The organism is Pseudomonas sp. (assembly GCF_050739995.1).
Classification (GTDB): domain Bacteria; phylum Pseudomonadota; class Gammaproteobacteria; order Pseudomonadales; family Pseudomonadaceae; genus Aquipseudomonas.
Map to the genome: position 1 here is coordinate 1 of NZ_JBOICG010000772.1, position 12,600 is coordinate 12,600.

The 12,600-nt window shown below is 61.3% G+C and carries 12 protein-coding genes; 7 read left to right on the forward strand and 5 right to left on the reverse strand.

The genetic code is table 11. From position 1 onward, the window contains the following. Window positions 1–103: 103 nt before the first annotated feature. Window positions 104–523 carry a polyribonucleotide nucleotidyltransferase gene (locus ACRESD_RS26165; protein ID WP_431753555.1) on the forward strand — a complete coding sequence of 140 codons (420 nt, stop codon included), beginning with the start codon at window positions 104–106 and terminating at the stop codon, window positions 521–523. 15 nt (window positions 524–538) lie between these two features. Next, on the forward strand, window positions 539–1,432 hold the full coding sequence (locus tag ACRESD_RS26170; RefSeq protein ID WP_431753556.1) for a cation diffusion facilitator family transporter: 894 nt from the start codon (window positions 539–541) through the stop codon (window positions 1,430–1,432). Here ACRESD_RS26170 and ACRESD_RS26175 read toward each other — a convergent pair. Then, the gene (locus ACRESD_RS26175; protein WP_431753557.1) at window positions 1,429–2,514 is read right to left on the reverse strand and encodes a DUF6515 family protein; all 1,086 of its coding nucleotides are present in this window, start codon (window positions 2,512–2,514) and stop codon (window positions 1,429–1,431) included. The genes ACRESD_RS26170 and ACRESD_RS26175 overlap by 4 nt on opposite strands. A 445-nt stretch (window positions 2,515–2,959) precedes the next feature. Here ACRESD_RS26175 and ACRESD_RS26180 point away from each other — a divergent pair, with 445 nt between their 5' ends. Beyond that, entirely contained in the window at window positions 2,960–3,439 is a 480-nt protein-coding gene (locus ACRESD_RS26180; protein WP_003194418.1) for an Lrp/AsnC family transcriptional regulator, read from the forward strand. A gap of 195 nt (window positions 3,440–3,634) precedes the next feature. Then, window positions 3,635–3,844: a DUF2788 domain-containing protein gene (locus ACRESD_RS26185; protein ID WP_025999909.1), complete on the forward strand. Its 210-nt coding sequence runs from the start codon at window positions 3,635–3,637 to the stop codon at window positions 3,842–3,844. On the opposite strand, the gene ACRESD_RS26190 is transcribed toward ACRESD_RS26185, so the two are convergent. The 4 genes from ACRESD_RS26190 to ACRESD_RS26205 all read right to left on the reverse strand — a co-directional run bounded on the left by ACRESD_RS26190 (window position 3,839) and on the right by ACRESD_RS26205 (window position 10,319). Further along, window positions 3,839–4,474 carry a pseudouridine synthase gene (locus ACRESD_RS26190; protein ID WP_431753558.1) on the reverse strand — a complete coding sequence of 212 codons (636 nt, stop codon included), beginning with the start codon at window positions 4,472–4,474 and terminating at the stop codon, window positions 3,839–3,841. The two genes, ACRESD_RS26185 and ACRESD_RS26190, sit on opposite strands and share 6 nt — an antisense overlap. Window positions 4,475–4,545: 71 nt before the next feature. Beyond that, window positions 4,546–6,018 carry an AMP nucleosidase gene (gene amn / locus ACRESD_RS26195; RefSeq protein WP_431753559.1) on the reverse strand — a complete coding sequence of 491 codons (1,473 nt, stop codon included), beginning with the start codon at window positions 6,016–6,018 and terminating at the stop codon, window positions 4,546–4,548. Window positions 6,019–6,218: 200 nt separating this feature from the next. Continuing rightward, the gene (locus ACRESD_RS26200; protein WP_431753560.1) at window positions 6,219–7,868 is read right to left on the reverse strand and encodes an acyl-CoA dehydrogenase family protein; all 1,650 of its coding nucleotides are present in this window, start codon (window positions 7,866–7,868) and stop codon (window positions 6,219–6,221) included. A gap of 69 nt (window positions 7,869–7,937) precedes the next feature. Next, the gene (locus tag ACRESD_RS26205; RefSeq protein ID WP_431753561.1) at window positions 7,938–10,319 is read right to left on the reverse strand and encodes a hybrid sensor histidine kinase/response regulator; all 2,382 of its coding nucleotides are present in this window, start codon (window positions 10,317–10,319) and stop codon (window positions 7,938–7,940) included. Between the two features lie 275 nt (window positions 10,320–10,594). Between ACRESD_RS26205 and ACRESD_RS26210 the strand changes: the two genes are divergently transcribed. The 3 genes from ACRESD_RS26210 to ACRESD_RS26220 form a co-directional block, all read left to right on the forward strand. After that, a complete protein-coding gene (locus ACRESD_RS26210; RefSeq protein ID WP_431753562.1) occupies window positions 10,595–11,392 on the forward strand; it encodes a hydroxymethylpyrimidine/phosphomethylpyrimidine kinase in 798 nt (265 codons plus the stop codon). A gap of 32 nt (window positions 11,393–11,424) precedes the next feature. Further along, window positions 11,425–12,048, forward strand: coding sequence for a thiamine phosphate synthase (gene thiE / locus ACRESD_RS26215; protein WP_431753563.1), 624 nt, complete (start codon window positions 11,425–11,427; stop codon window positions 12,046–12,048). Between the two features lie 17 nt (window positions 12,049–12,065). Further along, window positions 12,066–12,600 (forward strand): aminotransferase class III-fold pyridoxal phosphate-dependent enzyme (locus ACRESD_RS26220; RefSeq protein WP_431753564.1); only part of this gene is annotated, 535 nt, incomplete at its 3' end.

The window sequence follows — 12,600 nt, forward strand, 5'->3', positions numbered from 1 at the left end:
GCTGACCCACCGTTATCGCAGGCAAGCCAGCGCCCACATTGGATCGTCGGCGCCTGACAAAACTAGCTTATAGTCACCCTTAAAACGTGTTCAGGAGAGTTTCATGCGTATCGCTTCCCGTGTCATTGGCGGTGTCCTCGCCGTCACCCTGTTGAGTCAACTGACGGCCTGCGGTTCGATCTTCTACCCGGACCGCCGTGGCCAGATCGACGGCAAGATCGACCCGGCGATTGCCGTGCTCGACGCCGTCGGCCTGCTGTTTTATGTGATCCCGGGCCTGATCGCATTCGGCGTGGACTTCGCCACCGGCGCCATCTATTTCGAGCCGGGCAAGACTGCCCAGGTTGATCCGGCGAAACTCCACGAAGCCATCGGCGCCGACGGCAAGGTCGACAACGCCAAGCTGCAAACCATCATCCAGAAAGAAACCGGTCGCAGCTTGCCACTGGATGACCCACGCATGATCCAGTTCAAGGGCAGCGTGCAGCAACTCGCGTCCCTCGGCCTGCAACCTGCCGCCTAAGGATTCGACCCGTCTATGACCAGCAGTCCCGAACACGCCAGGCTCTTGCGCCTGGCCACCCGTGCCTCGGTGGGCGTGGCCTGTGCGCTGATTATCACCAAGGCCATCGCTTGGTGGTTCAGTGGCTCGGTGAGTATGCTCGCCGGGTTGACCGATTCGCTGCTGGATGGCGTGACCTCGCTGCTGAATTTGCTCGCCGTGCATTACGCGCTGCGCCCGGCCGATGACGACCACCGTTATGGACACGGCAAGGCGGAATCCCTGTCGGGCATGGCCCAGGCGCTGTTTATCGCCGGCAGTGCGGTGTTGATCGCATTCCAGGCGTATCAGCGTTTGCAACACCCGGAGCCCGTCGGCGCACCGTGGTTGAGCATTGGCGTGATCATCTTTTCGTTGGTGATGACCGTAGCGCTGCTGATGCTGCAACACCGGGTGATCCGCGAAACCGGCTCCAACGCCGTGCGCGCCGATTCGCTGCACTACCGCTCGGACTTGATGCTCAACGGCAGCATCCTGGTGGCGCTGGTGCTGGCGGGTTTTGGCTACCATCAAGTCGACGCCTGGTTCGGCCTGGGGATTGCCGCCTACATCTTGTGGAGCGCCATCCAGATCGCTCGGGAAAGCTTTGCGGTATTGATGGACGAGGAACTGCCACCAGACGTGAGCCAGCACATGCTGGAGCTGGCCCGTGGTGTACCCGGCGTGCTGGGTGCCCATGACTTGCGCACGCGGATTTCCGGCAGCCATTGGTTTGTGCAGCTGCATCTGGAGTTGCCGGGGGAGTTGACGCTGTCTGTGGCCCACGGCATCAGCGACCAGGCCGCCGATGCCATTCACCAAGCCTACCCGCGTGCCGAAGTGCTGGTGCACGCCGACCCGCGGGAAGTGGTCACGGGCAATAAAACCTAATACTGCACCTGATAGCCGCGACTGGTGAGGCAGTTGCCCTGGGCCTGGCGGTAGGTTTGCACCACTGCCGGGTCGGGGGCGTAGGTGACGGTCCTCGGGTCGAACCCGCTTTGTTGCACTGCCCAGCGATAACAGTCGTAACCGTCTTGTTGCACCTGGGCCGGTGATTGGCCGTTGGCCGGGTAGGCAACCACGTCATAACCATTGCCTTGCGGCGCGGGCGGTGGCGTTGGCACCTCCGTCGGCGGCTGCACCACCACATACTGTTGGGTGCTGCTTTCATAGGTGTAGTAGGCACCCGCCGCGAGGAAGAACAACGCACTGCCCACCCACACTTCCCGTGCGTAGTCCGGCAGGTAATGCACGCGGATGCCGTACGGCGGCGTCACCACCACATAACGCGGGCCTTGCGGGCGATACCAGTAGCCACCGGAAAAAAAGTAGTCCTGGCCACGGTAGGGCACACGGTAATTGCGGTCGGGAAAACGGTCGACGACATAGCCCGGGCGGTATTGCGGGCCAGGGCCCCAGCCGTTGCCATGCCCATCGGGGCGGCCCGGCCAGCGGTGGTCATCGGGACGACCATTATTGAAACCGCCACCGGGACGTGGGCCATTGCCCGATTGCCAATGCTGATTGCCATCGTTACGGCGTGGGATGTCCTGATAGTAGCCCTGGCGCGGCTCCTGGGTTTGCCGGACCGTGTCCGGGCGGCCCTGGATCGGCAGGTTATTCGCCGGCTGCGGCGCTGGCCGAGGCGCTTCGGCGCCTTGCGGCCGGCCTTGCCATTGCCCACGCCCCTGCTGCTCGGGCCGCTCGAAATGCTCATTTTGCGGGCGAGAGGGATTGTTCTCGAAATGCTGATTCTGTGGTCGGGGCTGATTGTTTTCCGGGCGCGGTTGATTGTTCTGCGGACGCGGTTGGTTATTCTGCGGTCGCGGCTGTTCGTTGCCTTGTCGTCCGCCCTCTGCCCCTCTTTCACGCTGACCACCGCCTTCAGAGTGCGGATCATCTGCCATCACTTGTGCGCTGACGGTGACCATCAGCAAACCTACACCTGCCAAACGCCAGATGCGCTTCATGCTATTCCTCACTACGGATTAGGGCCTGGAGTACCCGGCCTCATAACATGAGACTGGAAAAGCCTCACCCGGTTCTGAGACAGGTTATCAGTCACAAGATCTATTTTTGCAGGTAAAACGCGCAGGCAAAGAAAAAGGGGTGACCCGTCGGCCACCCCTTGAGAATTTCGTCCTGGCTCAACGCTTTTGACGTTGGCTCACCTCACGCCGTCTTGTGGACAGTGTGCAGCCTGGAGGCCGGCTCAACCCTGCTGGGGCGGCGGCCGCAGCGGGCCTGATTGGGCTCGCTGGAAGTGGACTGTTGTCCAGGCGGTGATTCTGTTGATAACGATACCCGCGAGTGCCCGGCAGATGATTGCGAAGATTGCGTCAATAAACAGTGCTTGCGCAATTTTTAACCCTTCATAGATAATTCACCGCAATAGTTACGACAAAGGCCAACCCAATGAGCAAGCTTGACCGATACGACCTGAGTATTTTGGCGGAATTGCAGCGCGACGCACGGATCTCCAACCAGGAGTTGGCCGAACGTATCGGCCTGTCGCCGTCACCCTGCTCACGCCGGGTCAAGCAACTGGAGGACGACGGCTACATCGCCCGCCAGGTCGCCCTGCTCGACCGCAAGATGCTGGGCCTGAGCCTCACGGCCTACGTGCTGATCGGCATGGACCGCCACACACCAGAGCGCTTCGAGAACTTCGAAGCAGCCATCCGCACCCTGCCCCAGGTGCTGGAATGCAGTTTGGTCACCGGGATGGACGCTGACTATCAGTTGAAAGTGGTGGTGCCGGATATGGATCACTATCAGAAGCTGCTGCTGGGCCACCTGACCCGCATTGAAGGCGTGACCAGTGTGCGTTCGAGCTTTGTGCTCAACCAGGTGCTCAACAGCACCGAACTGCCCCTGACCCACCTGCGCACCTGAAATCACTGAAGATCGAATGTAGGAACTGGCTTGCCTGCGATAGCCTCACCTCGGGGTAACTGAAAGACCGAGTTGCCTGCATCGCAGGCAAGCCAGCTCCCACATTGACCGCGTCGCGATGCAGATCAATGTTGTGCCAGTGACGCTGCCTTATACTGCCCGCCTGCCCTGTCGGAAAAACTCCCCATGAACAACATCGACCCCGCCCTGTTTGAAGAATGGATGATGACTGGCCTGGTCACCATCCTGATCATTTTCATGGGCTTTATCGTCTGGGACCTGGCGAAAAAGTCCAAAGCCGGCCGCTTTGGCTCGTTCATCCTGTTTTTCGTACTCGGGTTGGGCGTGGCAGCGTTCATCATCAAGAGCGTGGTGATCGGCCTGATCGAATCCGGCGCCTTATAAGCGCGCCGGTACTTCCTTCCACTGACCTTGATCCAGGCCGTCGATCGACCAGTCGCCAATGCGTACCCGCACCAGACGCAAGGTCGGTAACCCAACCGCTGCCGTCATCCGTCGCACTTGGCGGTTGCGCCCTTCACGAATCACCAACTCCAACCAATACGTCGGTACGCTTTTACGAAAGCGCACCGGTGGGTTGCGTGGCCACAACTCGGGCTCATCCAGCAGCCGCGCTTCGGCGGGCAAGGTCATGCCGTCGTTAAGTTCCACACCATCGCGCAAGCGTTGCAGCAATTGTTCGGTGGGTTCGCCTTCGACTTGCACCCAGTAGGTTTTTGCCAGCTTGTGCTTGGGGTCGGCAATCCGCGCCTGTAACTGACCATCGTTGGTCAGCAGCAATAAGCCTTCGCTGTCACGGTCCAGGCGGCCCGCCGGATAGATGCCGGGGATGTCGATAAAATCCTTGAGGGTCGCGCGCCCGCCTTCGTCGCTGAACTGGGTCAACACGTCGAAGGGTTTATTGAACAGGACCAACTTCGGTTCGGCCGGTGGCGCCTTGGCGACACGCCGCGCTGCGGAATACGGAGGTTTCACGCCAGGGCGGCGCGAATCAGGACGGGTGGGACGGGACATGGCAAAGGAACATCTAACGGTCAGGACCGACAATGCTAGTGGCCTGACCGCTAAATGACCATCCCAACCGCTTAGCGGAACGGCGGCTCGTCGAAACTGCGCAGTTTGCGTGAGTGCAGCGAGTTGAGTTCGGTGCGTAGCAAATCCACGGCCTCGATACCGATCTTCAAGTGCTGGCTGACCGCACGCTCATAGAATGCGTTGGCCGAACCGGGCAGCTTGATCTCACTGTGCAGTGGCTTATCCGACACACACAGCAAGGTGCCGTAAGGCACCCGCAAGCGGTAGCCTTGGGCGGCAATGGTGCCGCTTTCCATGTCCACGGCCACGGCGCGGGACAGATTGATCAGCGGCCGTTCCTGGGCCCAGCGCAGTTCCCAGTTGCGGTCGTCGTAGGTCAGCACAGTGCCAGTACGCAGGCGCTTTTTCAGCTCTTCGCCCTTTTCACCGGTGACATTCGCCGCCGCCTGCTGAAGCGCCAACTGCACTTCGGCCAAGGCCGGGATCGGAATGTTCGGCGGTACCACGCGGTCGAGAATCCCGTCGCGACGCATATAGGCGTGGGCCAGTACGTAGTCGCCGATAGTCTGGGATTGGCGCAGGCCGCCGCAGTGGCCGATCATCAACCAGCAATGCGGGCGCAGCACGGCCAAGTGATCGGTGATGTTCTTGGCGTTGGACGGGCCGACGCCGATGTTCACCAGGGTCACGCCGTGGCCGTCAGCGGCCTGCAGGTGATAGGCCGGCATCTGGTAGCGGTGCCAGACCACGCCCGCCGCAATGGCCGAGGCTTCGCCGTGGTCCATGCTTTTGTCGATCACCACGTTGCCCGGCAGCACCATGCGGATAAAGCGTGGGTCGCTGCGCAGTTGTTCCAGGCCATGCAAGATGAACTGGTCGACATAGCGATGGTAGTTGGTCAGCAGAATCCACGGCTGCACATGGCGCCAGTCGCTGCCGGTGTAATGCACCAGGCGGCGCAGGGAAAAGTCCACGCGGGCCGCATCGAACAGCGCCAGGGGGAGCGGATCAGTGTTTTCCCAATCGTAGAGGCCATCGGCGATACCGTCAGTGGCCGCGGACAGGTCGGTGCTGGGGAACACACGGGCGAGGGTCGCAGCGGTAACGCCGGAGCCGGCCAGTTCGTCGCCCTGCTCCACCACATAGGGGTACGGAATGTTCTGCTGGCTGACGCCCACTTCCACCGTCACGGTGAAGTCGTGCATCAGCGGCACCAGTTGCTCCAGCAGATACTTACGGAACGCCGCAGGATGGGTGACGGTAACGCTGTAGGTTCCCGGCAACTGGACCTTGGCATAAGCCCGGGTGGTCTGTGGCACTTCACCGTGGCAATGGTAGGTCAGGCGCAATTCAGGGTAGCGAAACAGCGCGCGTTGTTCGGCGTCGGGTTCGACGCGGTCCTTGAGGTATTGCTTGAGGGCCTGATTGAGCGCGCCGGTAGCACGCTCATGAAGAGCCGCCAGCCGATCCACGGCTTCTTCAGCGGTTTGAACGACAACAAAAGCTTCGGTCACGGTAAGCATCCTGTGTTCTGACTTGCAGACCTTTATCTTGCCTGTATCCCTGTCAGACGCAAACTTTGAATTGGAGTGACCTCTCAAGATGGGTGCAATCCCTGTGGGAGCCGGGCTTGCCCGCGATGGCGGTGGGTCAGTCAGCAATACTGTGGCTGATGGACCGCTATCGCAGGCAAGCCAGCTCCCACATTTTTGACCGAGTGTGGTCAGAGGGTTGGTGTTGAGCGGGCGACGATGGCTTCTACATCCACCCCGCGCGGCAAGGTGCCATACACTCGACCGGACGACTCACCCAAACGGCTGGCAATAAACCCATCACTGACCGCCGCATTCCCCGCCTCCAACAGCAGCTTTGCCTGTAAGCCCACGGCAATATCCTCGGTCAGTTGCCGCGCGCGGTATTGGATATCCTGGGTGTCCATGAACGCGGACTTCAACTGTTCGATATGCCGCGCCAGTTGCTTATCGCCATGACCATCGCCCAGTTCGACAAACAACGCCTCCAGCACGCCCGGTTCTTTGGACAGCGCCCGCAGCACGTCCAGGCATTGCACATTGCCGGAACCTTCCCACGTTGAATTCACCGGTGCCTCACGGTAAAGGCGCGGCAGGATACTGTCCTCGACATACCCGGCACCGCCCATGCACTCGGCGGCTTCGTTGATCATCGCCGGCGCGCGCTTGCAGATCCAATACTTACCCACCGCCGTCACCAACCGGGCGAACTTGGCCTCCTGCTCGTCATCGAGATGGTCCAAAGCCCGCCCCATGCGCAGGCTCAGCGCCAGGGAGGCCTCACTCTCCAGGGCCAGGTCGGCCAGTACGTTTTGCATCAGCGGCTGTTCACTCAGCACGCGGCCACCGACCGTGCGATGGGCGCAATGATGGCTGGCCTGGGTCAATGCCTGGCGCATCAAGGCACTGGAGCCGACCATGCAATCGAAGCGGGTCATGGCAACCATCTCAATGATCGTCGGCACGCCTCGACCTTCCTCACCGACCATCCAGGCCAAGGCGCCACGAAACTCCACTTCGCTGGAGGCATTGGAGCAGTTGCCGAGTTTGTTTTTCAGGCGTTGGATATAGAACTCGTTGCGCGTGTCATCCGGGCGATGCCTTGGCAGCAGGAAACATGTGAGGCCCTTGTCGGTCTGGGCCAGGGTCAGGAATGCATCGCACATCGGCGCCGAGCAGAACCACTTGTGCCCAACCAGCTCATAGGCTTGCCCGGGGCCGCCCGCGCCCACCGGATAAGCACGGGTGGTGTTGGCGCGAACATCGGTGCCGCCTTGTTTCTCGGTCATGGCCATGCCGATAGTGGCACCGGCCTTGTGAGCGATGCCGATGTTACGCGGGTCGTATTGGGTACTGAGAATTTTCGGCAGCCAGGTCTGCGCCAGGTCCGGTTGCAGGCGCAGCGCCGGCACACAGGCGAAGGTCATGGTCAGCGGGCAACCGGTGCCGGCTTCGGCCTGGCTGTGCAAGTAGGTCATCGCGGCGCGAGCCACATGGGCGCCGGGCTGCGGATGAGCCCACGGCAACGACGGTAGGCCATGTTCGACGGCGGTGCGCATCAGTTCATGATAAGCCGGGTGAAACTCCACGAGGTCGATGCGATGGCCGTAACGGTCATGACTGCTGAACACCGGCTTGTTCTGGTTCGCCAAGAACCCGGCCTCCATCAACGGCCCACCCGCCAGCGCACCGTAGGCATCGATCCGCGCCTGCGCCCAACCGGCACCAAAGCGGCGCGACCAGTCTTGCAGGGGCAAGTCGATGCGATACAGGTTGGTGCCGTCCAGGGAAGGCGGCTGGTTGGTGACGTCGTGGGTTTCGGCGAACTGATGCAGGTTCATGACGGGCCTCCTGGAATAAAGGCCACGTGAAGTTGGGGCCTGAATTTCAGTTAAGCACCGTCAGCTCGCTTAAAAAAGTGGCATACGCGCCGAATGCCCGGCGCTTTCGCCCTCTACCACGCACAACACGCGACGCTCCAACACCGCCTGCAGCGCGTCAAACCGCACCGGTTTTGTTAGACGGTCGCTGACACCCACACCGTGACAACGCTCACGCTCCGGTGCCTGCAACGAGGTACTCAGGGCGATCACCGGCAGCTCACCACATCCCGGCAATGCACGAATCTGACAGCACAACGAGAAACCCCCTTCAGGCACATCCAGCAGCACGGCATCGAAGGTTTCGTCTTGCAGGATCGCCAGGGCTGACGGGCCGCAGTCCACGCTTTTCACCCGGTAACCGAGCTTGAGCAACATACCGCGCACCGCCAGTTGGCCCACACTGTTGTCATCCACCAATAGCACCGCGCAATCCTGGGGGGCACGCTGGCGCGCAGGTGTGGTTCTTACCTCGGGCGGCACGCCGTCGACTTCCATCTCCAACTGGAACCGGCTGCCTTTACGCGGTTCGGAATGATGGGTGAGACGCCCGCCCAGCAGTTCAATCAGTTGTCGGCAAATCGCCAAACCGATACCCAGGCCGCCATATTCTCGGGTCGTCGAGCCATCGAGCTGGAAGAAGCGTTGGTACAGCGTGGCCTCATCAAGGAAGGCAAAGCCGATTCCTGTGTCAGTCACGATAAAGCTCAAGCGTAGGCTGCCATCCGCGTGAGGCACACCTACCACGCGCAGGCGCACGCTGCCTTCGTGGGTGAACTTGAAGGCATTGTCCAGCAGGCAATCCAGGCACTGAGTGAGTTTGCCGGCGTCGCCGATCACGCGGTCCGGCAACTCATCCGCCACATCAATGGAGAACTCCAGGCGCTTGCTCTGGGCGCTGGCGCTGAATTGCTGGCGTAAGGTATCAAGGGTGCCACGCAGGCTGAATGTCTGGGGTTGGGCGGTAAGGCGCCCGGCTTGCAACTCGGTCAGGGTGAGAATGCCGTTGACCATGCGCATCATGTCTCGCGCCGAACCGGCCGCCGTTTGCTGGTACTGCGCCAAGTCGTGGTCCAGCGGCACGGTTTGCATCAGTTCCAGGGAGCCAATCACACCATTCATCGGTGTGCGCAATTCGTGGGTCAAGGTAGCGAGGAATTCATCCTTGAGACGGTTGCTGCGGGCCAGTTGCTGGTTGAGCACCTCAAGCTTCTGGCTGGCGTCAAAGAGGATTTTCGCCTGCTGCTCGCGCATGCCATTGATACGGTCCGCCAACGCCAGGGACAGCAGCGCCACCTCGATAGCCGAGCCCAACTGGCTGGCGTACATCGTCAGGAATACATTGGGCAGATAGCCCAGCACCATCATGGTGTTGACCACCCCGCCCAGCAGGAACGCCGACCAGGCAATGATGAAATAACGCGCCATGCGCTGGCCGCAGAACCAAGCCTTGATGGCCGCAACAAAGATGGTCACGGTAAACACCAGCGCCAGAGCGGTCGCCAGGCGCAAGGCCACCGCATAGCTGGTCAGCAGCGCCAGCACCATCACCACCCCACCGCAGGCCGCCAGCGCCAGCAACATCCGGTTGATCCAACGGCTATGCTGTGCGGTGTGCAGGAAGCTGCGCGCAAACAGGCTGCCGAACAGCGCCGCCGAGCCGATCAGAAACGGCACCGCCGCATTCGCCCACCATGGGTCGTTCGGCCAGAAATACTCCACGGCCACGCCATTGACCGACAATTGGTACAGACCGAACGAGGCTATGTAGAGGATGTAATAGAGGTAGCTGGTGTCACGCACGCTCAGGTAGATGAACAGGTTGTAGACCAGCATGCCCAGCAATACACCATAGATGGCCCCGAGCACATACAGGCGCAGTGGCTGCTGTTCCAAATAAGCGGTGCCGGACCAGAGCGTCAGCGGCGCCTGGATCGAACCCTCGCTTTGCAGCCTCAGGTACACGGTTTCCTTTTGGCCAGGCACGAAGTCGAGCTTGAACAGGTAGTTGCTCTGGCGCACCTCACGGCTGGAAAACGGCAACGCACTGCCGGTGCGGGTGGTCAGCCGGTAGTTGCCGGTACCGTCGTTCTGGTACAGGTCCAGATGATTCAGCGGCGGGTAGGCCAGTTCCAGGAGCCAGGCACGGGGTTCTTTGGCGACGTAATGCAGGTCGACTTTGAGCCAGAACACCGAGCGCGAATAGCCGGCATTGAGGGTGGCTTTGTCGTGGGTCTTGAATTGGGCGGCGTAAGCGGGGGAGCTGACTTCAGCAATGGTGAGGGTATTAGTGGGGTCTTCGAGCACTTGCATGACCCGGCCCAGCGGCAGGCTTCGAGTCTCCTGATCGAAGTCGACGGCGTTGGCGAGCATCGGCAGCCCGCACAACAATAAGATCAGCAAATAGCGCATAGAGCCCCAGCGTGGCCTGTCCGGTTATGTCAAAAGCCCCCCATTCCTTTTGAGTAGACGTATACCGGCGATACCGTAAGTTGTTTCGATCCACTCTAGCATAGCCGGTAAAGGCCATTGGACACTATTGAAATAATTTTTTGAAAGGCTCTAGATCGCGGCTTTCGGCGATTTTTTTGGCCATCGACTGGGTAGCCTCCGAGGGCTTTCGCGCATGAAATTCCCCCCTCGCCCAACAGCCACGCAAAAAGCGTTTGGTGGTAAGCTCGCGCACCATGAATATCTACAGCTCTCGCCCCGTTGTCCTCTGTCTCTCCGGCCACGACCCCAGTGGTGGCGCCGGCTTGCAGGCAGATATCGAAGCCCTGCTCGCCCAAGGTTGTCATGCGGCCCCGGCCGTCACCGCCCTGACCGTGCAGAACACCGTCAACGTCAGCGATTTCCGCGTGCTCGACCGTGAGTGGGTATTGGCCCAGGCCAATGCCGTGCTCAGCGACTCCGAGGTGGCGGCGGTCAAGCTGGGCATGCTCGGTTCCACCGCGATGGTCGACACTGTGGTCGAACTGCTGCAGGCGCACCCGCACCTGCCGGTGGTGTGCGATCCGGTGCTACGCGCGGGCGGCGGCGGCAGCCTGGGCAAGGACGAAGTCGGCTACGCGATGCGCGAGCGGTTGCTGCCGCTGTCGCTGATCGCCACGCCGAACCTGCCTGAAGCACGCATCCTCGCCGAGCTGCCTGATGGTACGGCGGACGAATGCGCCGAGAAGCTGTTGCCCTATATCAAGCACCTGCTGATCACTGGCGGCCATGGTGACGAGCACGAGGTGCACAATCGCCTGTACAGCCGCGACGGTACGCGCCAGACCTTTACCTGCCAGCGCTTGCCCGGCAGTTATCATGGCTCGGGTTGCACGCTGGCCAGTGCGCTGGCCGGTCGGATCGCCCAGGGCGAAGGCTTGGTCAGCGCCGTGCAATCGGCACTCAACTACACTTGGCGCACCTTGCGTGACGCCGAACAACTCGGCCAGGGCCAGTTCGTGCCGCGCCGGCTGCCGCTGGATTTCTGCTCGTAACTTTCTGTTCTTAAAAGCAAGAGGCCTGCCCGATGAAACTACGTGGCCTGTATGCCATTACCGACAGCCAACTGTTGGCCGGCAAATTCCTCGCCTACGTCGAAGCGGCGTTGGACGGCGGCGTGACCCTGTTGCAGTACCGCGACAAAAGCAGCGACGAAGCGCGGCGCCTGCGTGAGGCCGAAAAGTTGCGAGAGCTGTGCTCACGCTACAAGACCCAGCTGATTATCAATGATGACGCCGAACTGGCCGCACGCCTCGGCGTCGGCGTGCACCTGGGCCAGACCGATGGCCCGCTGACGCCGGCCCGTGCGCTGCTCGGTTCCAAGGCCATCATCGGCGCCACCTGCCACAGCCAGATTGAGCTGGCGGAGCAGGCCGCCAAGGAAGGCGCCAGCTATGTCGCTTTTGGTCGCTTCTTCAATTCCAACACCAAGCCCGGCGCACCCGCGGCTACCGTCGACATGCTGGCCCAGGCCCGCACGCGATTGCAGTTGCCGATCTGCGTGATCGGCGGCGTCACCCTGGAAAACGCCGAGCCGCTGGTGGCCCACGGCGCCGACCTGCTCGCCGTGGTGCACGGCCTGTTTGGTGCCGACAGCACCCAGGAAGTCACACGCCGCGCCCGTGCCTTCAACGCCCTTTTCAAGATTTGATTTCAGAGAGCCCAATCATGTCCCGTTCCGAAACGCTGTTTGCCAATGCCCAGAAACACATCCCCGGCGGTGTGAACTCCCCCGTGCGTGCGTTCAAGAGCGTGGGCGGCACGCCGCTGTTCTTCAAGCACGCCGAAGGCGCCTACGTCACCGACGAAGATAACAAGCGCTATGTGGACTACGTCGGCTCCTGGGGCCCGATGATCCTCGGCCATAGCCACCCGGACGTGCTCGACGCCGTGCGCAAGCAACTGGAACACGGCCTGTCTTATGGCGCGCCGACCGCCATGGAAACCGAGATGGCCGACCTGGTGTGCAGCATTGTGCCGTCGATGGAAATGGTGCGCATGGTCAGCTCCGGCACCGAAGCCACCATGAGTGCAATCCGCCTGGCCCGTGGCTTCACCGGCCGCGACAGCATCATCAAGTTCGAAGGCTGCTACCACGGCCATTCCGACAGCCTGCTGGTGAAAGCCGGTTCCGGCCTGTTGACCCAAGGCGTGCCAAGCTCTGCCGGTGTGCCGGCAGCGTTCGCCAAGCACACCCTGACCC